Here is a 20,877-nt window from a genome sequence, read left to right as displayed (position 1 = left end):
TACCCCTCGGCCCACCTAGTCGTGTCCCTCTGCCCTGGTATCCACGAGCATGACGTCAACCGGGGCCTTCTTTGCCACGTTGCCGGGGATGTTGCCGAAAATTCGGCCCGCCATCGAGCGCATGCCCTTGTTGCCCACCACCAACAAGTCCACGCCGTATTCGCTCACGGCTTCCACCAACACACTCGCCGGCTGGCCACCCTTGGACACCAGGTTGACCTTGCCGGCCTCCTCCTCCCGGGCAATCTCTTCCGCTTTGCTCAGGATGTCGCGCGCGTTGGTCGCCGTCACAATGTCCACGCGGGACAGTTCAGCGTTCGTGGAGTTCAACATGGAGCCGGATGCGGTGTAGTGGGCGCAAATAATCGTCAGCTCCGCACCGTAGACGCGTGCCAGGCTGGCGGCAGCGCGCACGGCCACCATGGAAGTGGCGGATCCGTCAGTGCCGACAGCGATCGAATGGTAGGTGTGCAAGACAGAAGTCCTTTCGCTAGTTGCCTGTGTCTTTAATACCACGCAGCTCGCGCTTCAAATCTGCGATTTCGTCACGCAGCCGGCCCGCCAGCTCGAATTTCAGCTCGCCGGCGGCGTCGCGCATTTGGACCGTCAGGTCGTCGATAAGCTTCTGCACGTCATCGGACGCCATGTTGGATACGTCGGGGCGGTCCGCAACTGCCGCGTCGGAGCTTAGGCTTGCAGACGCGTCGGCGTCCGCGTTCTCGTACACCTGGTCCAAGATGTCGGCAATGGCCTTGCGCAGCGGCTGCGGGTCAATGCCGTGCTCCTTGTTGTACGCGATCTGCTTCTCGCGGCGGCGCTCGGTCTCGTCCATTGCGTCCTGCATGGACTCGGTGACTTGGTCTGCGTACATGATGACCTCGCCCGAGACGTTACGCGCGGCGCGGCCGATGGTCTGGATGAGCGACTTCGTGGAGCGCAAGAACCCCTCTTTATCAGCGTCCAAGATGGCCACCAAAGACACCTCGGGCAGGTCCAAGCCCTCGCGCAGGAGGTTGATACCCACGAGCACGTCGTACTCGCCGAGGCGCAGCTGCCGCAGCAGCTCGACTCGCTGCAGCGTGTCGATGTCGGAGTGCAGGTAACGCACCTTAATGCCGTTGTCCAGCAGGTAATCCGTGAGATCTTCCGCCATGCGCTTGGTCAGCGTGGTCACCAGCACGCGCTCGTCCTTTGCGGTGCGTGTGCGGATCTCGTCGATGAGGTCGTCGATCTGCCCCTTCGTCGGCTTCACTGTGACCTTGGGGTCCACCAGGCCGGTCGGGCGAATGACCTGCTCGACGAACTCGCCTTCGGAGGCGGCCAGTTCGTAGTCCCCGGGAGTTGCGGACATGTAGACGGTTTGGCCCACGCGGGCCTCAAACTCGTCGAACGTCAATGGACGGTTGTCCACGGCAGAGGGCAGGCGGAACCCGAACTCGACCAGGTTGCGCTTGCGCGACATGTCGCCTTCGAACATGCCGCCGATCTGGGGCACGGTGACGTGGGACTCGTCGATGATGGTGAGGAAGTCTTCCGGGAAGTAGTCGATCAGCGTCGCCGGGGCCGAACCTGCGGGGCGGCCGTCCATGTGGCGCGAGTAGTTCTCAATGCCGGAGCAGAAACCGACCTGTTGAATCATCTCCAGGTCGTACTCCGTGCGCATCCGCAGGCGCTGGGCTTCGAGGAGCTTGCCCTTGCTCTCCAGCTCCTCCAACCGGTCCGCCAGCTCGAGCTTGATCGCCTCGATGGCTTTTTCCATGCGCTCGTCCGTTGCCACGTAGTGGGTCGCCGGGAAGATACGGACCTCGTCCTCCTGGCTGATCACGTCGCCGGTCAGTGGGTGGATGTAGTACAGCGCGTCCACCTCGTCGCCGAAGAACTCGACGCGCACGGCCACCTCTTCGTACGCAGGAATGATGTCGACCGTGTCGCCCTTGACGCGGAAAGTGCCGCGCTTGAAGTCGATGTCGTTGCGCTCGTACTGCACATCCACTAGCAAGCGCAGGAAGCGGTCCCGCTCCACTTCTTCCCCCACGCGCAGCACGATGGATCGGTCCAGGTACGACTGCGGGGTACCAAGGCCGTAGATGCACGAGACCGAGGACACCACGACAACGTCGCGGCGCGATAGCAGCGCCGATGTGGCGGAGTGGCGCAACCGCTCCACATCGTCGTTGATGGAGGAGTCCTTCTCGATGTACGTGTCCGTCTGCGCGATGTACGCCTCCGGTTGGTAATAGTCGTAGTAGGACACGAAGTACTCCACGGCGTTGTTTGGCAGCAGCTGCCGCAACTCGTTTGCGAGCTGGGCCGCCAGTGTCTTATTCGGCGCCATCACGAGCGTGGGGCGCTGCTGCTTCTCAATCAGCCAGGCCGCTGTCGCGGACTTGCCGGTGCCTGTCGCACCCATGAGCACGACATCGCGTTCACCGCGGTTAAGCCGCTCGTCGAGCTCAGCGATCGCATGCGGCTGGTCGCCCGACGGCTTGTACTCCGAGACAACTTCGAACGGCTTCTCGCGCCGCTCGATCTCGCCCACTGGGCGGAATTCGGACTGCGCGAGGACGGGGTGTTCAGCAGCAAAAGCCATGGCGAACAGTCTACGCGCCGCGCCGACACCGCCTAGCCCGCGTACCGGCGCGAGGCAGCGAGCCACTCGTCCAGCTCGCCGGCTTCTTCCCACATCGAGTACAGCGCAGATACCCCGGGGTGCAGCGCTGCCTGGGCTCGGCTGCGGATCCACCGCCTGTCGTCCAAGGTAAAGGGGTATTCCACCACTTCCCCGGCGAACTCGTCGGGAAGGTGGCCGTTCAGCACCGCGGCGAGCGCAATGACGGACTCCGCATCGTCGGTGCTCAGCGTGCCCACGCCGCATTCGAAACGGAACTGGTCCATGCGGAACGTGCCGTCGACCAGCGCAGCCACCGCATCGGCGGCAGAGTCGTTGTCAAACGGCCCCGTGTTCCACGTACCCATGGCATGAGAACGTAGACCAGCAAGGTAAATGGGATGTGTCGCACCGGTGAATTTCCGCGGTACAGGTCACAAACCGTTGATATGCCGCACCAGTGCATCCACTTGCGGCGCAAGCGCTTCCAAGGGCCCGTTGTTGTCGATGACAACGTCGGCCGCGGCAAGGCGCGCAGCGTCGTCCACTTGCTGGGCGATCCGCGCGCGTGCGTCGGCTTCGTCGAGGCCCCGCGTATCGACGAGCCTTCGGACCCTTTCGTCGACGTCCACATCCACGACAACGGTGAGGTCCATCGCTTTGTCCAGCCCCAAATCCACTAACAGGGGCATGTCGTACATAACGGCCCGCTCCCCCGCTGCCTCCGCTGCGGCGAAACGTCGCTCGGATTCCGCCCGGATGGCCGGGTGGGTGATTGCGTTGAGCCGCGCAGTGGCAGCATCCGACGCAAATGCTCGGCGGGCAAGCTCACGGCGGTTTAGTGCCCCGTCCGCGTCGATCAGGTCGGCGCCAAACGCGCGGGCCACCTCGTCGAGCACCGGGGAACCTGGTTCCATGATCCCGCGGGCAATCTCGTCGGCGTCGACAACGACAAAACCGCGACGGGCGAGCATCCCCGCCACCGTCGATTTACCGCTGCCGATGCCGCCTGTCAGGCCCACTTTCTTCATGCGCCCGAAGATAGCAAACGTCCCGCCCCTGACCGCTGCGGTCGGGGGCGGGACGTCGTCGCTAAGCAGAGCGCTTACTCGCTTGTCCTCAGCTTCTCCTAAGTACGAGCTTGCGAGTACTTAGTTGCCAGCGAGCTTGTCGCGCAGGGCTGCGAGCTGCTCATCGGAAGCCAGGGAACCAATGCTCTCCTCGGCCTGGTCAGCTGCCGGAGCCGCAGCAGACTCGGAGGAGTAGTTGGCCTGGTCGCTGGCCTGCTCCGCAGCCTCGGCGGCAGCGGCGCGGTGACGCTCGATCTGGGCGGCGTGGGCTGCGTGGCGGCGCTCCGCCTCGGCGTAGCGAGCCTCCCACTCCTGGCGAGCCTCGTCGTAGCCTTCCATCCACTCGTTGGTCTCCGGGTCGAAGCCCTCCGGGAAGATGTAGTTGCCCTGCTCGTCGTAGGAATCCGCCATGCCGTAGCGGGACGGGTCGAACTCCTCCACGAAGTCCTCGTCCGCCTGCTTGAGGGACAGGGAGATGCGGCGGCGGTCCAGGTCGATATCGATGACCTTGACCATGACCTCTTCGCCGACGTTGACAACCTGGTCCGGAACCTCCACGTGGCGCTGGGCCAGCTCGGAGATGTGCACGAGGCCCTCGATGCCCTCTTCGACGCGGACGAACGCGCCGAACGGAACGAGCTTGGTGACCTTGCCCGGGACGATCTGGCCCACAGCGTGGGTGCGGGCGAAGACGCGCCACGGATCCTCCTGGGTCGCCTTCAGCGACAGGGAAACGCGCTCGCGGTCGAGATCGACGTCGAGGACCTCGACAGTGACCTCGTCGCCCACTGCGACAACCTCGGACGGGTGGTCGATGTGCTTCCAGGACAGCTCGGAGACGTGCACCAGGCCGTCAACACCGCCGAGGTCGACGAACGCACCGAAGTTGACGATGGAGGACACGACACCCTTGCGGACCTGGCCCTTCTGCAGCTGGTGCAGGAAGTCGGAGCGCACAGCGGACTGCGTCTCCTCCAGGTAGGCGCGGCGAGACAGCACAACGTTGTTGCGGTGCTTGTCCAGCTCGATGATCTTCGCCTCGAGTTCCTGGCCGATGTACGGATCCAGGTCGCGGACGCGACGCATCTCGACGAGGGAGGCGGGCAGGAAGCCGCGCAGTCCGATGTCGAGGATGAGGCCACCCTTGACGACCTCGATGACCGTGCCGGTAACCGGCTGGTCGTTGGCCTGAAGCTCCTCGATGGTGCCCCAAGCGCGCTCGTACTGCGCACGCTTTTTGGACAGCATCAGGCGGCCTTCCTTGTCCTCCTTGGTCAGGACAAGCGCGTCGATCTCATCGCCGACCTCGACCACATCTTCCGGGTCGACGTCGTGCTTGATGGACAGCTCGCGTGTGAGGATGACGCCCTCGGTCTTGTAACCGATGTCGAGCAGAACCTCGTCGTGGTCAACCTTGACCACGGTGCCGGTGACAATGTCGCCATCGTTGAAGTACTTGATGGAGGCGTCGACAGCGGCAAGAAATTCCTCAGGGCCACCGATGTCGTTGATGGCAACCTGCGGTGCGTTGGAAGTGCGCATAAGTAGTATGTGCTCCGAAAAATAGGAGGTCGTGAATGGACAGAAGCGTCTCTTTCAGCAGCGCACACCCTTTCCGTTCGGGCGGGGATTGTGTCTGCCGATCTCGCGCCGAGCCAGTCGCCCCACCCTCCTATTACGGTGGGCACCACCCTCGCGCATAGACACGCTCCGAGAAGCGTACCTACTTTTCCCAGCTAGAGCAAATAAACCGCTGGAGCGCGTCAGCTACAGGGCAGGGGGCAGACGCGCGCTACCATTGTCACGGTTTTGACCGTATTACCAGTTTGTCCTCAGGAGCAAAACAATGTTGAAACGCAGCCTTGCAGTCGCTGCCTCTTTTGTCGGCATCGTCGTTGGTGCCGGCTTCGCCTCGGGCATGGAAGCCTTACAGTATTTCGTGTCCTACGGCACCCACGGTTTCTACGGCGTGATCCTGGCCAGCGTGACCATGCTGCTGGCAGCGACCGCCTTCATGTCCTTCGGCTCGTATTTCCTGGCCAATGAACATAACGAGGTCTTCTACAACGTCACCTGGAAACCCGCGGCATTCGTCATGGACTGGTCTGCGGTCGCGTGTATGTTCTCCGTCGGCTTCGTCATGTTCGCCGGCGCCGGCTCCAACCTGAACCAGGCGTTTGGTTGGCAGATCTGGGTTGGCGCGGTAGCGATGCTCGTCCTCATGTTGATTGTCGGACGCTTCGACGTGGACAAGGTCTCTTCTGTCATCGGCTGGGCTACTCCCCTTCTGGTGGTGTTCGTGCTCATCGGCTCCATCTACTCCTTTACCCAGATGGACCCGAGCTGGAGCGAGGTCAGTGAGTACGCGCAAAATGAAGTGACCCGGGCGGACGGCACGCCGTACTGGTGGCTGGGCGCACTCAACCACACCGGGCTCAACGCGTTGTGCGGCGTATCCATGGCCATCGTCATGGCGGGCGATGAGTTCGACACCAAGAGCTCCCGCCTTGGCGGGATCCTCGGCGGCGTGATCTACGCAGTGATGCTCGCGCTGCTGGTTGCTTCTCTACTTATCCAGGTGCAGTCCGTCAACGGCGCAGACATGCCGCTGCTCGCCGTCATCGACAACGTGGACCCGGTTCTTGGCTTCATCATGACGTGGGTCATCTTCATCATGGTGTTTAACACCTGCCTCGGCATGTTCTACGCGCTGGCAAAACGTCTCACACGTAAAAAGCCTGAGCGGTTCTACCCCGTTTACGCGATTGCTTGTGTGGTGGGCTTCGGCCTCTCCTTTGCGGGTTTCCAACCGTTGGTGAGCAGCTTGTACCCGATTTTGGGCTACCTCGGACTCTTCGTCATGGCAGTGATGACGGTGGTGTACCTGCGCCACCGCAGCGAGCTCAAGGAGGAGGGTCAGCGCCGCAGCGACGCCGTCGAGGGTGAAGGCGACGCTGATGTGGACGACCTCGCCAGCGACTCGAACCTGGAAGACGACGATTTCAAGGAAGCGCTCCAAGACGAGATCGACGCGGGAGAAGAAAAGGACAGCAAGCGCTCCCTCAACGACTTGCTTTGAGAGCAAGGGGGTATTTCGCGGGGGTGAAACGGCCGGTGAACTGTCGGCAAACCGTCAGTTGCCGGCGCGTTTCTTATCCTGGCCAGTTGTGCGCCTTCTCGCCCGGCAGGTGAACACTAGGTGGATTATCTAGCTCATACCCACTTACAGTGGAGCCTGCTTTTAGACAGCGGTAAGGTATTCCCTGGCTTTCGGGGGACGACTTAGCCAGGGGTGAAATCTAAGCCCCGGCCTGGTCAAGGGCCCACCCCGGCGGCCCCTTCCCCCGAGGGGAGGAACACAAGTGAATACGGTTCGGAGCCGCGTGGGGGGAGGCTCCTGTTGGGGGGTCACGGCAACCGGGGAAGATGCCGTGGAGCGAGGCGGGTAGGAACAGCACCGCGTTCCTACCCGCCTTCGCTCTACGGACGGCCACTGGGCCCGCAGTGCGTTAGTGCGCCGCCGCGTCCCAGTTCGCGCCTGTGCCCGCCGAGACCTCCAGCGGCACAAGCAGCTCGATGGCGCCATCCATCTCGCGCTCGACGATCTCGCGGACCTCTTCCAATTCGCCTGGGGCCACTTCCACCACGAGTTCGTCGTGCACCTGCAGAAGCACGCGGGACTGTTTGCCCTGTAGCGCCGCGTCGACCCTGAGCATGGCCACCTTGATAATGTCGGCCGCCGTGCCCTGGATCGGCGCGTTGAGTGCTGCACGTTCCGCGTTCTCCCGCGCCACACGGTTATCGCTGTTGAGCTCCGGCAGGTACCGGCGGCGGCCGAAGACCGTAGAGGTGTAGCCGTCGCGGCGCGCCTGCTCCACCACCTCATTCAAGTAGCGCTTCACGCCTCCGAAGCGCTCGAAGTAGCTCTCCATGATGTTCTTCGCTTCCCCTGCGGAGATGGACAGCTGGTTGGACAACCCGTAAGCGGAAAGACCGTACACAAGCCCGTAGGACATGGCCTTCACGCGTCGGCGCAGCTCCGGCGTCACCTGATCAATCGGCACGTCGAAGACGCGCGAGCCCACGAAGTTGTGCAAGTCCTCCCCCGCCCGATACGCCTCGATCAAACCCTCGTCCTGGCTCAAGTGCGCCATGACGCGCATTTCAATCTGGGAGTAATCGGCGGTGAGCAGACATTCGTATCCGCCGCCCACCACGAATGCGGAGCGGATGGTGCGGCCAGCCTCGGTTCGCACGGGAATGTTCTGCAAGTTCGGTTCCGCCGAGCTCAACCGACCTGTCGATGCCACCGTCTGGTTAAAGGTGGTGTGGATGCGCCCGTCCGGCTGTACCGTCTTGATCAGGCCCTCGATGGTGGACTTCAGTTTCTGCATCTCGCGGTGCGCGAGCAGGTGGTCCAAGAACGGGTGCGGATGCTTCTCCGCCAACGCCTCAATCTCGCCCGCGGCGGTTGAGTACCCCGTCTTAGTCTTCTTGGTCTTCGGCAACTCGAGCTTGTCAAAGAGGACCGAGGAAAGCTGCTTCGGGCTGGAGAGGTTCAGCGACGGCTCGCCCACGAGCACCCGCGCCTCCTCCTCGATCTGCTCGACTTTGTGAGCGAAGTCTTTGCGCTGATTTTCCAATACGTCCAAGTCCACCGCGATGCCGATGTGCTCCATTTCCGCGAGCACGGTTACCAGTGGAAGCTCAAGGTCCGCGTAGAGCTCGTAGGAATCAATCTCGCGCAATTCTTTCGCAAGCTCCGCGGACAACTCCAGGATCGCGGCCGCAGCATCTGTGTCTGCGGTGTCGCCCAGCAAACTCATTTGGTCTGACCCGACGTTGAGCTGGCGCTGCAGGTGGCGCTGGTAGATATCCTCCAGCGCGTAGGTGCGCTGACCTGGCCGGAGCAGGTACGCCGCGATCGCGGTGTCGTGCGCGACACCGGCAAGCTTGATTCCACGGCCGCGAAGCATGTGGTAGGCCGCTTTGGCTTCGTGCATGAACTTCGGCGCGTCCGATTCGAGCCACCGCTTCAGCGCCGCGTCTTCCTTGGCGCTCAAGTCCGCCGCGAGCTTGCTCACCGCGTGCCGTTGCTTGTCGACGATCGCCAACGCGACTACGTCACCCTGCCCCGGCGCCGCGTTGCCGGTGAGATATACCGCTAAGCCGTCAGCTGACCGCTCTTCAAGCCAGGTGTCCAGAGGCTCGTCGTCAAGCACGATGTCCTCGAGCTCGACGGCCGCGGTTTCCGGAGCGGAGCCGTCGGTAGGCACGGCAGCGAGGACGCGCTCGCGAAGGTTCACCCCGAACTCGAGGGCGTCGAAGCGGGAGGCGACTTGGGTAACGTCCGCCGGCTTGAGCTCCAGGTCGCTGGGGCCGACCGGCAGCTCGACGTCGGTGACCATCTGTGTGAGCTCGCGGTTGAGGCGCACCTGGTCGATGCGCTCACGGAAGTTGTTCGCGGCCACGCCCTTGAGCTCGTCGGCGCTTTCGATGAGGCCTTCGAGGCTGCCGTACTGCGTGATCCACTTGGTGGCGGTCTTCTCCCCCACCTTCGGCACGCTGGGCAGGTTGTCCGACGGATCCCCGCGCAGCGCCGCGAAGTCGGGGTATTGCGCAGACGTCAGCCCGTACTTGTTCTCCACCTCATCTGGCGTGAAACGGGTCATGGTGGAGACTCCACGCGTCGGGTACAGCAGTGTCGTGGAATTGTCTACGAGCTGGATGTAGTCGCGGTCGCCGCTGACCAGCACAACCTCAAAGTCGCCCTCGGCACGGGCCTGGGTCACCAGCGTGGCGACAATGTCGTCTGCTTCGAAGTTCTCCTTGCTCAAGGTGGCGATGCCGAGGTCGCCCAGCACGTCCTCGATGATCGGCACCTGCCCTTTGAACTCCGGCGGCGCGGCCTCGCGCTGCGCCTTGTACTCCGGAAAGCGCTCCGTGCGGAAGGTTTTACGTCCCACATCGAAGGCGACCGCGGCGTGTGTCGGCTTCTCGTCGGCCAGGATGTTGGCAAACATGGATAAAAACCCGTAGACCGCATTCGTGTGTTGGCCGCCGGAGGTGGAGAAGTTCTCCGCGGGCAAGGCATAGAAAGCGCGGAAGGCCATCGAGTGCCCGTCGACAAGCAGCAGTCGCTTCGTGTTCTCCGGTGTAGTGCTCACGGTTGGCCAGTTTAGCGGCCGCCCCGACACAGCCCGGTTGGAGCGTCTGCGGGGCGATTTCCTCCCTCAGGCTGCACTGGGATACACTTTCCCGCGATGCCCCAGTAGCCCAATTGGCAGAGGCAACGGATTCAAAACCCGTCCAGTGTGAGTTCGAGTCTCACCTGGGGCACCGAAGTGGCTGGTCAACAAGGTTTTCGTCAGACGGTCGAGCAAAACTGTTGACACTTTGTTGACTTTTTGGTTTTGCGCGGTGATGTTTTCCCAGGTCGCGGAGAGTCGCTATCGCAGCGCTGATCCGAGAAATGTAAACCGACTTGACCACCCCCCATGCGCGGCGCTCAGCGGTGGTCGGCGGGAGGGGTCCGGGGTGCTGTCCTGTCCCCACCCCGGGGGGGCGACCCCGATGGTCACTCCGCTGTGTCAGTATCGCTGTCGATGAACGCGGCGAAGGCGCTCGGCCCCGCGTCGCGGACGACACCGTGGGTGTCGATGTAATGCCTCGTGGTCACACTAACGCGGGCGCTGCCGAGCTGATCGGCGCGCAACCTGGTCGCCTTGCCCAGCGGCGATGAACGTGGCCAGTGTACGGCGCAGCACACGCGCGCTGACCCACTCCACACCAGAGTCTTTCAACGCCGCGCGACGCCATGCGTTCACGGTCTGCACGGATGTCCACCCACCGCGAGCCCCCACACGGCCCGGAGGGCACACCGCTCTTCACCGCACTAGGTGACCTCGACACCACCTCCGAGCTCGGCTCGGGTGAGGCCCTAGCCGACCTTCTCCAGGACGAGGAAGAAGCCGAGGTCGATGGGAAGCACGTACGGCAGCGCGTGATGAAGGCCCACCCGCCGGCGTGGATTTTCTACGACGAGGTTACGTCGCTGACCCGCGCGGGGGCTCGGCAGGGCTCGACCGTGATCGAGGCGCTCCTCTCGGCGTGGAGTGGTGCGCCGATCGGGAATGCAACCCGTACGCACAGCAACACGCGAATCGACGGTGTCGACTAGACGTGCTTTCTCACCGGTGGTCCCCAGCCCGAGCTCGCGGCCGACTACCTCGCGCTCGACCGCGTGGGTCTTGTGCAACGTACCGTGCTTGCCCCCTCCGCGCGGCCGTGGGGCGAGCTCGACTTCGGTATCGCCTACGACCCCGACACCCTCGCGCCCGCGATCACGGTCGCACCGGGCACGCGCATGACCGCATGCGAGGGTGTCTACGCTGCGCTGCGTAAGGCCGAGCTCGCGTCGCTGGCCGAGAACGACGACGAGGACTCACGCGAGAGCCACTTCACCACTGTGCGTATCCGTCTGGCGACGCTGGCTGCGCTGCTTCACGACTCGACACACATCGACGAGTCGGTTTGGGAGTGGACGGGTCTACTCATTGAGGTGCATCGGCGCACGCTCGCGTGGATGGAGCACGTCGCACGCGACGCGGAGCAAGCCGCTGCGGAGCGACGTGGCCAGATTCGTGCCTACGAACGATCCGGCGAGCGTGGCGAGTCCGGAGCGAGTGCTACCCGTACATACGTCGGCACGTTCTGCCGGGCCGTGCGGGCAGGTGTGCGGTGGGAGGACGTCGCCGCGGCCGGCTGCGTGCGCCTGGAGGGCGTCGCTGCGTCACCCATGGCTACCCCCCTAAAAACTCCCGCACAATGTGTTTATGTCCAGCAAGTAAAGACGCCGCCCGAGGTAAGTCCAGGGCCGCGTCTTTACTTGCTGGCGTCGTGTACCCAAGTCGTAAGAGATCTATGCCCTAACTGGGGTCCGCTGCGTCTTCAATGCAGTAGCGCCGATGAGCAGTAGGAAGAGGATCAGAACTACTATACGAGAGAAGAAAGACGGGAAGAATACCGATATGACTACGCCGAAAACGATAGTCGGAATTCCATAACGCCAGCTGTCGCGATGCTTCTTCACGATTGCAAGGTAAGCCGTTCCGCCGACTCCCAGAATGAGCGGAATTAATCCAAGGGCTAACTGATCCCCTGGCCTGGTGCTCCCAGCTTCGAAGTGGGTCGACAAAAGAGTACATCCCGTGAGGGTGAGGATGTGGAAAACGACTTGGAGTAAAGCTAATCGCTGATTCATGGGATCTCCTCTCAGCAGTAGTCTGAGTACACGGGCGGGTAGTCCGCCTGAACTCCTATCTTGAGGCCACGATTGGTGGCAACCGCAGTGACCGCACGTCCGCCGAGCTCGACCAGGCTGGGTGCGCTGGCTGCGGCAAGCACGAAACCAATCGCTGTACCTACAGGTCCTCCGAACGCGGTGGCTGCGGCCTCAAGAGCTGCGGCAAGGGCAACCGGGCCTGCGTCAGCAGCGGCGACGATTGCTGCCCCAGCACCGACCAACAGGTCATTGTGGGTGAAGCAAACTGATGAGCCGTCACGATAAGCGTACTCAACGGGAGTGGTCGAGCTACTTGAACTGATGGGCGCGTCGTTGGAAGAGTTACTCAAGTTCATTGGCTTCCCCAGAACGGCGTGGAAATAGACATCCGCCGCAGCATTGCAAGCCCCCGGCCAGCACCCTGCCCGTCACATACAGTGCCTAGGTCGCTCCGAAACCTCAGATTGCACTCATAGCGACGCCTCGGTCGCTGCGGCGCGTGCGGCGCTGGCCCGCGTGGTCGAGACCCACAACGCGGCGCTGACCCCGAGCCAGTTGCGCTGCGCCATCGACCCGCAGCTACACCACGCCGCCGTCACCGCGCTCGACCGCCTCCGCAGCGAGGGCTGGGTCGAGCCGGAGGATGACTCACCGCATGCCCGGCTCCACCGCGGTCGCCCTGCGGATGTCACACCGCGGTCATGGGATTCGCCGTACACCACGCCGCGCGCCGACGATCGCGACGGCCCCGCATAGAAGAACCGCCCTCCCAGGAGAAAGTAGGGCGGCGAGGTGGGGCGCCGAGTCGACGGCCACTTTATCACGCCCCTGTTGCGATTGGGACGTGTAATGGGCAACCTGCGGTCCCATTCATCGAGCTTGTGGATGCCGTTTACGCTCGCTTAGGGGCTACCGAAGTGTTCCTAGAAACCGGTATGGGGAGGTGCGCCGTTTGCTGGTGATTTGGAAAATATCTGATGCCCAAAGCACCCGCCGTAGCTTCTTACTAGCCGTTTGTGACCGTGCTCGGCCGCTCGTGGGAAACCTTCCAATACCCCCAGGCCAGAAATGCCAAAGCACCCACTGCAACGACGGTCGTACTAACAGTCAGTGACCCAGTGAATACTTCGTACGCCAAAACGCCGAGGATCAAGAACATGATTACAACTAGCGCAAATTTACGCAGCGCCTTTACGTTCATCTATCATCCTACTTTCCGAAGCATGAGTTAAGGGCATTCCACTCTGACCCTGCAACAACCGCACCCGCCGCGAGAGACGCACCCAAAGCTTCCGGTGCTGCGATCAGGCTACCTGAGACCGTACCCCCAAGGATTAGGGCATCCCCGAAACAATCCCTATCCAATCCACGGGTTGGGCGAACGTGCGCCTCCAATTTCGTGTCTGAGACCAAGGTGTAGGTTACCTCAGCTTCTTGGCCATCGGGGAGTGTTACTACTCCAGTCTTGAACACGCGACTTACTTGCCCGTTGGCATCGATAAGCCGTGGTTGCGACCCGTCGATTTCAAAGGTCCCGTTAGATGCTGAGATGTCCATTGTGAGCCGGTCCGAAGCATTCGGTTGTACGTCGAGCAGGACTGTCTGCTCCGATACCTGTGAGTCGGCCGCATGGGCGGTGCCAAGCGTCATTGAGAACGTGAGACCAGTGGCCATCATCGCCGAAGCCGCGACGCGTGCCGTTTTTGCAAGTTTGCGAGTAGGTTTTCGCATGATTTAGAGCCTTTCCGGTGTTGAGAGGATGCAACAAGGTACTTGATGGACACTGGTTTCGACGCAACACTCTCTCAGACCAATATCAATTTCCGGCACCTTCGTATCCACCCTTTAAGGGGGGCGTCGTTGCATGCCGGTCCACTTCTATGACCCTCATTACGGGGGTTGGCCATGCGCACAGGCATTCGATTGCTCGTTGCCTGCCCTGGCCACCGCGCATGACGCGGTGAGTCAAAAATCGGTCGATTTCTCGCACCCGTCCAGTGTGAGTTCGAGTCTCACCTGGGGCACGCTGTGTTGTTGTCTCGAGACATCGTTCCTACGGAGTCTCGAGTTTTTTCTTTTTCGTGTGCCCCGAGATGGGGTGAGTTGTAGGGTTCTGAGAGTTGTTCAGCGCTACATCCCGGTCGGTTTCAGCGGGCAGCAGATTGCCCCGGACGCTCCGGGGTTGTTTCGGGGGTGGGTTGACGCGGTATGGGCCAGTTTTGGAGCCGCGTTGCGGCCCCAGGAAATCGCAGGCAGAAGCCTTCGCTTATCGACGAGCGCTCCGTTGCCGCTCGAGGCCGTTGCGGACGAGGAGCGGAACGGTGTCACCGAACCAGACATCACCTGGGGCACACTTTTTTCGAGGCACCGTCGGGCGCGGTGCCTCTTTTTCTTATCCCTACATAACTCCAGCCCTTCGCCAAAATGTAAAGCACTCTTGACACTGCGCGTTGTTCTTTTTACATTTTGTAAATGGAAGGAGGCCATATGGGCGACCACACCAACACAGTTCGCAAATGGCGGCGCTGGCACGAGTTGTCGCAGCAGGAGCTCGCTGACCGCGTCGGTGTTTCCCGGCAGACCATCGCCAACATCGAGCGGGGCAACTACTCGCCTTCCGTCTACTTGGCGCTCGATATCTGCCGGCAATTTGAAAAGTCAGTTGAAGAAATCTTTGGTCAAACTAAGGAGAAATGATGCTCAAGAACTTTGGAGACTCAATCGTCAATTACGTCGACGGCACCGCCACCGACGAGTTCGAGGCCGCGACGTATCACAAAGCAAACTCGGTGGGCTTCTACACCTCACTGATCGGCATGGCGCTCGTTGGCGCGATCCTCGCGTGGGTGCTGCCAGGCCGCCAGTCCCTGTGGTCGGCAATCGTCCTGCTGACCCCACTGATTAGCAGTGCGGCGAGCTCGCAGTGGATGCGCAACTACGTCGCGTCGCCGATCTTCCGGCTTCGCAACACCCCACGCAGCATCATTGTCACCTACTGGGCATTGTGCGCTGTCTGGCTGGCAGGTGTCATCGTCACCGGCGGCTTCGACAGCGCTGGCGCCATCGGCGCAATCGTCGGCGCCGTTGCGGCCGTAGTGATGGCCGGAACCATCAGCAAGAAGCGCCGCCAGCGCGACCAGACTCGCCTCGACGCAGAGGCCGAGGATTAGCACCTCTCCCCACTACGAGCACACCCCACACGCCTTTATGGCCTGCGGGGTTTTGCCATGCATAGGCAACCTATATAGTTATCCTATGCACTCCAACGAGGACCTCGCCGCGCTCGCAGTGGAGCTCATCGCGGCCGGAAGTCATTTCACACGCGCCGCGTACCAGGCGTCGGGCATGGAGCTTTCAAACGTTTCCATGCGCGCGCTTGCCGCCCTCGAGCGCGAGCCGGGGCTCCGGATTGGAGAGCTTGCAGCACGGGAAGGCATCCGCCAGCCCTCCATGAGCCAAGCCATGAAGCGGCTTGTGCACGACGGCTACGCCGCCAGACACACCGCCGACGACGATGCCCGCGCAACAGCGCTGACCATCACCGACGCCGGCCGCAAGGTTCTACGCAGCTACAGGGCAGCAGCGGCCGAGGCGGTGGCCCCGGTGTTTGACGCGTTGAAGCCGGAGGACGTCGCAACGCTCAAGCGCGCGGCGGAGCTTTTTCCAGGGCTGGCAGCCGACTTGAAACAACGAACAGGAGGACGCGCGTGACAGACACGCCGCACGTACACACGGAATCCCATTCCATTTTGAAACAACCGGTCGCGGTGTGGGCGCTCGCCTTTGCCTGCGCGGTGTCGTTCATGGGCATCGGGTTGGTCGATCCGATCCTGCCCGCGATTAGCCGGGAGCTTCACGCCTCGCCGACCCAGACGATGCTGCTGTTTACCAGCTACCTCCTCATCACCGCGTTGGCGATGTTCTTCAGCGCGTTCATTTCTTCGCGCATCGGCGTCAAGACCACGCTCTTGATCGGTCTGGCCTTGATCATCGTGTTCGCTGCATTGTCTGGCGCTGCGGGTTCCGTCGACGCGATTATCGGGTTCCGCGCCGGCTGGGGTTTAGGAAACGCGCTGTTCATCTCGACCGCGCTCGCCGCTATCGTGGGTGCCGCAGCGGGAAATTCTGGCGAGGCGGTCATTCTCTACGAGGCTGCGATGGGTATCGGGATGGCCGTCGGCCCGCTTGCCGGCGGCGTCCTTGGCGAGATCAGCTGGCGCGCACCGTTCTTTGGCACGGCCGCATTAATGGCCGCCGGCTTCATCGCCATCGCGTCACTGTTACAGAAGGCGAAGACCAAGCCCGAACCCGTGGCGTTCACTGCGGGCCTAGCAGCTGTGAAGGACCCGGCGCTGCTCACGCTCGGTCTCGTTGCGGTGTTCTACAACTACGGCTTTTTCACCCTTCTCGCCTACTCCCCTTACCCGATCGACCAAGCCGCAGAGCAAAGCGGACGCGCCTTCGGCGCGACCGAACTGGGCTACGTGTTCTTCGGATGGGGCCTCGCCCTCGCTGTCTCATCGGTGTTCCTCGCCCCCAGGCTCGTCCGCACCTTCGGCCTGATGCCCGTGCTGGTGACTATCCTCACCGGGTTTGGCATCAACCTTGCAGTACTTGGTTTTGGGGTCCACAACCTGAAGGTGGTGGTGGCGCTGGTCATTCTGGCGGGTGTGTTCATCGGGGTATTCAACACCGCGCTCACCGAAGCCGTCATGGAGGCGACGGAGATGCCGCGCAACGTGGCGTCGTCGAGCTATTCGGGCATGCGCTTTTTGGGCGGTGCGGTGGCGCCGGCCGCCTCAGGGCCTCTAGCAGCCTCGCTGGGCGCTGGCGTGCCGTACTGGTTCGGCGCCGGCTCGCTCGTGTTGTCCCTGGCAATCCTCTTCGCAGGCCGAAAGACGCTGCACCGCATTCTCTAACACCTGGCTGGGCGGTCACTCCTGGGCGCTCAACTCGTCGTGGTTGATCTTGCCGGCAAGCGAGCGTGCGACGATGTAGGGCACCAAGATCATCTGGCAGTAGACGGTCTTTGCAAAGAAGAGCGCGACCGTGACGCCGTCCGGATCTACCCAAAAGCGCGTCGCAAACGCTACGGCCCCGCTGAGAACGAATATCGCCAGCGAGAGGCCAAGCGACCACCGAAGCCCTTCCTCCCGAGCTTGGAGATGCCGGGCAAGTTCGTACTCATCGAGTTCCGCCTGAGGCAGGTCGGCGTTGCCGATCGCTCTGCGGAGACCGCGTATTACCAGGGCAGCCACAAGGCCGCCAAGGATCCAGAGCAGGTTCGACACTCCCTGCGCGGGGAAATGCAGGGCCACCGACAGCACGAGCGCAGCAACGGCGACGTCGCCTACCCGCACCAGCCGCTTACGTGTAGCTACGGCGTCGGGGATCGGAGTAGTGGTCATTTCGCTTCCTTCCGGTACATCTCTGTCGACATGAGGCTGAATTCAGTTCTGGAAAACACTGCTTCCACAGGGAGGTTGAACACCTCACAGATTCGGAACGCCAGGAGCAGACTCGGGTTGTGGTCGCCGCGTTCCAACGCGCCAATGGTTTGAACGTTCACCTCAACCGCGTCAGCGAGCTGCTGGCGCGACATGTCCCTCTCAACCCGCAACACTCTCACCCGGTTGTAGATCGGCTCAGCGGCAGCTTTCTTTAGGGGCATAGGGCAAAGTGTTGCCTAAACCCAACATTCTGTCAACACTTTCGCTCAATTGACGGGGCCCATCCGGAGACCGACGGCAACGCGATCTGGCGCGGCGAGGACATCTGCGCGCAGGAGTCGCGGATGTTAACGAATTGGTTAAGATACGCCCCATGCGCAATTCCCTCGTCGCCGGCACGACCGCCGGAGTACTCGTCCTCGCAAGCCTCCAGGCTCACATCGCCACCGCACAGTCATCTCAGGTGCAGGATGGGACCCAGTCGTCGGAGACCTAGTCATCCGTGCCCGATTCAGTGAAGCCAGTCGAGTGGTTGAAACAGGAAGTAGGCGGCTACGCCGATATGCCCCCGGGCTTGCTTACCGCGGACACAGAAAAGTTCGCCGACGGATTTGAGCAGGCCGCTCGCGTACTCGTCCCAGTGTTCGTCGGCACCATCGCGATCGTATCGGTTGTCGAACTTGTCGTGCGCGGCCGGCGCATGGCCAACCAGCGGTAGAGGCGGGTAGGCGTCGGCCCGCCGATGCCCATTTACAGCCCGGTGTAATATACAATGCTTTGTAATTATTCATCGTGTACTTGGAGCCGGAATGCACTACCCCACCTCCGCGCGAATAGCGGCTTGCCTCGCTGCTACCTCGCTGCTCGCCGGTTGCGTGACCAACGAGGAAGGCGGCACACCTGAAGGTTGGGAACCCATCGTGCCCGATGAGGTCCCGGAAATTGCCGCGATGGTGCCGCCCGAAGTCGCAGCCGACGGGGTGCTCAACGTCGCCGCGAACCCGCCGTTCGCCCCATTCGAGTTCAAGAATTCGCGCGGCGACATCGTTGGTGTCGAAATGGACCTCGCTCGCGCGGTCGCAGGCGTTATGGGCATGGATTTTCGCGTCGACGACATGGACTTCGCTCTTATCCTTCCCGCAGTGACCGCTGGCAGCCTTGACGCGGGTGCCTCCGGCTTCACTGACAACGCAGAACGTCGAGAGTCCTTTGATTTTGTGGACTTCCTCTACGCAGGCGTGCAGTGGGCTGCCCAGCCAGGCTCCGGCGTGGACCCTTCTGACCCGTGCGGCCTGACCGTATCGGTGCAGCGCACCACCGTATCCGAGACTGACGACGTACGTCCCAAGTCCGAGGCCTGCGAGGCTGCGGGTAAAGAACCCCTCACCGTGCTGGCCTTCGACACCGCCGACAATGCTGCGTTGGCGGCGCTGGTCGGACGAGCTGACGCGTACAGCGCCGACTCCCCTGTCACCGCCTGGGCCGTCGAGCGCTCAGACGGCGAATTGGAGATGGTCGGCGAGATGTTCGACGCAGCCCCCTACGGCTTCGCTGTGCCGAAGGGCTCGCCAATTGCCGACGCAATGGCCGCAGCCATGCAGCATCTCATCGACACCGGCGACTACGCCCGGATTCTCAATCAGTGGAACATCGACACCGGCCTTCTGGATCAGGCCCTGATCAACGAACAACCCGCGGGAGGACTGTGAGCATGAGCACCCCCTATTCGAAATACGCCGCCCAGAGGACGCGGGGATCGCGCACCCGTCCCGAGCGCATTGAAGCCAAACCACTGCGCCACCCCGGCCGGTGGGTGCTGGCGGCGCTGCTCGTCCTCGTGGTCGTGTGGTTTGTCATCGGCGCCGCGCGTAACGACGCCTACGGGTGGGACACCTACTTCACGTACCTCCTGGACACCCGCATTGCCACCGCGGCGCTGCACACCATTGCGATCACGGTGCTGTCCATGCTCATCGGTGTTGTTGGTGGTGTGCTACTCGCCGTCATGCGCATGAGCCCGAACCCGGTGTTCAAGACGGTTGCGTGGGTGTTTCTGTGGATCTTCCGCGGCACCCCGGTGTACGTGCAGCTGATGTTCTGGGGTTTGGTGGGTGCCATCTACGACTCCATCAACGTCGGCTTCGCGGAGATACCACTGGAGCCCTTCACCTCTTCGGCGTTCGCGCTCGCTGTTGTCGGCCTGGGCTTGAATGAGGCAGCCTACATGGCCGAGATTGTTCGCTCGGGCGTGTCCGCCGTCCCGGAGGGCCAGGTGGAGGCCTCCAAAGCGCTCGGCATGAGCTGGGGCCAGACCATGCACCGCACGGTGTTGCCGCAGGCCATGCGCATCATCATCCCACCCACTGGCAACGAGTTCATTTCTTTGCTCAAGACGTCGTCGCTCGTTGTGGCGGTGCCGTATTCCCTCGAGCTCTACGGCCGCTCCATGGACATCGCGGCCGCGCTCTTTGAGCCGGTGCCGCTGCTGCTGGTGGCTGCCACCTGGTACCTAGTGATCACGTCTGTGCTCATGGTGGCGCAGCACTACCTCGAGCGCTACTTCGACCGTGGCGCCACACGCCAGCTCACCGCGCGCCAGCTAGCCAGCCTTGCCGACGCCGAGGGCACCATCCCGAACAACGTCCAGATTGTTGACCAACCGCAGAAGAAGGACCCCCGCTCATGACCATCAAGCAGACGCCGATGATTCAGGCCGTGGACGTGTGGAAATCCTTCGGCAACCTAGACGTGCTCAAGGGCATCGATCTCGAGGTGGCTGCCGGTGAAGTGGCGTGCTTGATCGGGCCCTCGGGTTCCGGCAAGTCCACCTTGCTCCGCTGCGTGAACCACTTGGAAAAGATCAGCGCCGGCCGGTTGTACGTCGACGGCGAACTCATTGGCTATCACGACCGAAACGGTGTGCTCCACGAGATGAGCGAGAAGGACGCCGCGAGGCAGCGCCGGGACATCGGCATGGTGTTCCAAAACTTCAGCCTCTTCGGGCACCGCACCGTGCTAGACAACATCATCGAGGCGCCGGTACACGTCAAGGGCCAGCCGGTGGAGCAGGCGAAAACCCGCGCGATGGAGCTGCTAAAGATGGTCGGTCTGGGCAGCAAGGCGGACGCCTACCCGATCCAGCTCTCCGGCGGCCAGCAGCAGCGCGTCGCCATCGCGCGAGCGGTGGCAATGGACCCGAAGCTCATGCTTTTCGACGAGCCCACGTCCGCCCTGGACCCCGAACTCGTCGGCGAGGTTCTGCGCGTGATGCGCGACCTGGCTGAGCAGGGCATGACGATGCTCGTAGTCACCCATGAGCTGGCATTCGCGCGCGAAGTGGCGGACAAGGTCGCGTTCATGGACGGCGGCCAGATCATCGAATACGGCACCCCGGAAGAGGTGCTGGACAACCCGCAGCACGAACGCACCAAGGCGTTCGTCTCCACCCTGTTCTAGTACGACCAG

At 62.4% G+C, this 20,877-nt stretch carries 23 protein-coding genes and 1 tRNA gene; 14 read left to right on the top strand and 10 right to left on the bottom strand.

Annotated features, from left to right (window positions below; all coding sequences use genetic code 11):
• Nucleotides 1-15: 15 nt before the first annotated feature.
• The 5 genes from CUREI_RS05510 to rpsA form a co-directional block, all read right to left on the bottom strand.
• Nucleotides 16-474, bottom strand: a complete 459-nt coding sequence (locus tag CUREI_RS05510) for a universal stress protein (RefSeq protein ID WP_038611364.1) — start codon at nucleotides 472-474, stop codon at nucleotides 16-18.
• Nucleotides 475-490: 16 nt separating this feature from the next.
• On the bottom strand, nucleotides 491-2,590 hold the full coding sequence (gene uvrB / locus CUREI_RS05505; protein ID WP_038611361.1) for an excinuclease ABC subunit UvrB: 2,100 nt from the start codon (nucleotides 2,588-2,590) through the stop codon (nucleotides 491-493).
• Between the two features lie 32 nt (nucleotides 2,591-2,622).
• Nucleotides 2,623-2,976: a DUF4259 domain-containing protein gene (locus tag CUREI_RS05500; RefSeq protein ID WP_038611358.1), complete on the bottom strand. Its 354-nt coding sequence runs from the start codon at nucleotides 2,974-2,976 to the stop codon at nucleotides 2,623-2,625.
• Between the two features lie 66 nt (nucleotides 2,977-3,042).
• The gene (gene coaE, locus CUREI_RS05495) at nucleotides 3,043-3,639 is read right to left on the bottom strand and encodes a dephospho-CoA kinase (protein ID WP_038611355.1); all 597 of its coding nucleotides are present in this window, start codon (nucleotides 3,637-3,639) and stop codon (nucleotides 3,043-3,045) included.
• Between the two features lie 120 nt (nucleotides 3,640-3,759).
• Nucleotides 3,760-5,220, bottom strand: coding sequence for a 30S ribosomal protein S1 (rpsA, locus tag CUREI_RS05490; RefSeq protein ID WP_038611352.1), 1,461 nt, complete (start codon nucleotides 5,218-5,220; stop codon nucleotides 3,760-3,762).
• 304 nt (nucleotides 5,221-5,524) lie between these two features.
• Between rpsA and CUREI_RS05485 the strand changes: the two genes are divergently transcribed.
• On the top strand, nucleotides 5,525-6,757 hold the full coding sequence (locus CUREI_RS05485) for a YkvI family membrane protein (RefSeq protein WP_051952226.1): 1,233 nt from the start codon (nucleotides 5,525-5,527) through the stop codon (nucleotides 6,755-6,757).
• Nucleotides 6,758-7,187: 430 nt separating this feature from the next.
• Here the strand turns inward: CUREI_RS05485 and polA are convergent, their stop codons facing one another.
• Nucleotides 7,188-9,791 carry a DNA polymerase I gene (gene polA / locus CUREI_RS05480; RefSeq protein ID WP_051952398.1) on the bottom strand — a complete coding sequence of 868 codons (2,604 nt, stop codon included), beginning with the start codon at nucleotides 9,789-9,791 and terminating at the stop codon, nucleotides 7,188-7,190.
• Between the two features lie 152 nt (nucleotides 9,792-9,943).
• On the opposite strand from polA, the gene CUREI_RS05475 reads away from it, so the two are divergent.
• Nucleotides 9,944-10,017 (top strand) — tRNA-Leu (locus tag CUREI_RS05475).
• Between the two features lie 238 nt (nucleotides 10,018-10,255).
• On the opposite strand, the gene CUREI_RS12445 is transcribed toward CUREI_RS05475, so the two are convergent.
• Nucleotides 10,256-10,393 (bottom strand): hypothetical protein, encoded by a 138-nt coding sequence (locus tag CUREI_RS12445; RefSeq protein WP_158407451.1) that lies wholly within the window; start codon nucleotides 10,391-10,393, stop codon nucleotides 10,256-10,258.
• Nucleotides 10,394-10,516: 123 nt separating this feature from the next.
• On the opposite strand from CUREI_RS12445, the gene CUREI_RS05470 reads away from it, so the two are divergent.
• Nucleotides 10,517-10,858 (top strand): hypothetical protein, encoded by a 342-nt coding sequence (locus tag CUREI_RS05470; protein ID WP_038611346.1) that lies wholly within the window; start codon nucleotides 10,517-10,519, stop codon nucleotides 10,856-10,858.
• Between the two features lie 63 nt (nucleotides 10,859-10,921).
• On the top strand, nucleotides 10,922-11,656 hold the full coding sequence (locus CUREI_RS05465) for a hypothetical protein (RefSeq protein WP_144242419.1): 735 nt from the start codon (nucleotides 10,922-10,924) through the stop codon (nucleotides 11,654-11,656).
• A 296-nt stretch (nucleotides 11,657-11,952) separates the two neighbouring features.
• Here CUREI_RS05465 and CUREI_RS12225 read toward each other — a convergent pair whose 3' ends face one another.
• Nucleotides 11,953-12,318, bottom strand: coding sequence for a hypothetical protein (locus CUREI_RS12225; protein ID WP_144242418.1), 366 nt, complete (start codon nucleotides 12,316-12,318; stop codon nucleotides 11,953-11,955).
• Nucleotides 12,319-12,478: 160 nt separating this feature from the next.
• Here CUREI_RS12225 and CUREI_RS05460 point away from each other — a divergent pair, with 160 nt between their 5' ends.
• The 5 genes from CUREI_RS05460 to CUREI_RS05435 all read left to right on the top strand — a co-directional run bounded on the left by CUREI_RS05460 (nucleotide 12,479) and on the right by CUREI_RS05435 (nucleotide 16,881).
• Entirely contained in the window at nucleotides 12,479-12,718 is a 240-nt protein-coding gene (locus CUREI_RS05460; protein WP_038611341.1) for a hypothetical protein, read from the top strand.
• A gap of 1,731 nt (nucleotides 12,719-14,449) precedes the next feature.
• The gene (locus CUREI_RS05450) at nucleotides 14,450-14,659 is read left to right on the top strand and encodes a helix-turn-helix transcriptional regulator (protein ID WP_038611336.1); all 210 of its coding nucleotides are present in this window, start codon (nucleotides 14,450-14,452) and stop codon (nucleotides 14,657-14,659) included.
• Nucleotides 14,656-15,132, top strand: coding sequence for a hypothetical protein (locus CUREI_RS05445; protein ID WP_144242417.1), 477 nt, complete (start codon nucleotides 14,656-14,658; stop codon nucleotides 15,130-15,132). Before CUREI_RS05450 ends, CUREI_RS05445 begins: the two co-directional genes overlap by 4 nt.
• 85 nt (nucleotides 15,133-15,217) lie before the next feature.
• Nucleotides 15,218-15,673 (top strand): MarR family winged helix-turn-helix transcriptional regulator, encoded by a 456-nt coding sequence (locus tag CUREI_RS05440; protein WP_051952225.1) that lies wholly within the window; start codon nucleotides 15,218-15,220, stop codon nucleotides 15,671-15,673.
• Between the two features lie 38 nt (nucleotides 15,674-15,711).
• Entirely contained in the window at nucleotides 15,712-16,881 is a 1,170-nt protein-coding gene (locus tag CUREI_RS05435; protein WP_201773345.1) for an MFS transporter, read from the top strand.
• 15 nt (nucleotides 16,882-16,896) lie between these two features.
• Here CUREI_RS05435 and CUREI_RS05430 read toward each other — a convergent pair whose 3' ends face one another.
• On the bottom strand, nucleotides 16,897-17,370 hold the full coding sequence (locus tag CUREI_RS05430) for a hypothetical protein (RefSeq protein ID WP_038611330.1): 474 nt from the start codon (nucleotides 17,368-17,370) through the stop codon (nucleotides 16,897-16,899).
• Entirely contained in the window at nucleotides 17,367-17,633 is a 267-nt protein-coding gene (locus tag CUREI_RS05425) for a helix-turn-helix transcriptional regulator (RefSeq protein WP_038611327.1), read from the bottom strand. Before CUREI_RS05425 ends, CUREI_RS05430 begins: the two co-directional genes overlap by 4 nt.
• Before the next feature lie 152 nt (nucleotides 17,634-17,785).
• On the opposite strand from CUREI_RS05425, the gene CUREI_RS12750 reads away from it, so the two are divergent.
• The 5 genes from CUREI_RS12750 to CUREI_RS05405 all read left to right on the top strand — a co-directional run bounded on the left by CUREI_RS12750 (nucleotide 17,786) and on the right by CUREI_RS05405 (nucleotide 20,868).
• Nucleotides 17,786-17,908: a hypothetical protein gene (locus CUREI_RS12750; protein ID WP_269077753.1), complete on the top strand. Its 123-nt coding sequence runs from the start codon at nucleotides 17,786-17,788 to the stop codon at nucleotides 17,906-17,908.
• A 6-nt stretch (nucleotides 17,909-17,914) separates the two neighbouring features.
• Nucleotides 17,915-18,130, top strand: coding sequence for a hypothetical protein (locus CUREI_RS05420; protein WP_038611324.1), 216 nt, complete (start codon nucleotides 17,915-17,917; stop codon nucleotides 18,128-18,130).
• 91 nt (nucleotides 18,131-18,221) lie between these two features.
• Entirely contained in the window at nucleotides 18,222-19,121 is a 900-nt protein-coding gene (locus CUREI_RS05415; RefSeq protein ID WP_038611321.1) for an ABC transporter substrate-binding protein, read from the top strand.
• A gap of 2 nt (nucleotides 19,122-19,123) precedes the next feature.
• Nucleotides 19,124-20,098 carry an amino acid ABC transporter permease gene (locus tag CUREI_RS05410; protein ID WP_051952224.1) on the top strand — a complete coding sequence of 325 codons (975 nt, stop codon included), beginning with the start codon at nucleotides 19,124-19,126 and terminating at the stop codon, nucleotides 20,096-20,098.
• A complete protein-coding gene (locus tag CUREI_RS05405) occupies nucleotides 20,095-20,868 on the top strand; it encodes an amino acid ABC transporter ATP-binding protein (RefSeq protein ID WP_038611318.1) in 774 nt (257 codons plus the stop codon). Before CUREI_RS05410 ends, CUREI_RS05405 begins: the two co-directional genes overlap by 4 nt.
• Nucleotides 20,869-20,877: the final 9 nt, after the last annotated feature.

It is taken from the genome of Corynebacterium ureicelerivorans (genome assembly GCF_000747315.1).
Classification (GTDB): Bacteria; Actinomycetota; Actinomycetes; order Mycobacteriales; family Mycobacteriaceae; genus Corynebacterium; species Corynebacterium mucifaciens.
Note: the sequence above shows the minus strand (reverse complement) of the source record. Positions and strands in the feature narration are given on the sequence as shown.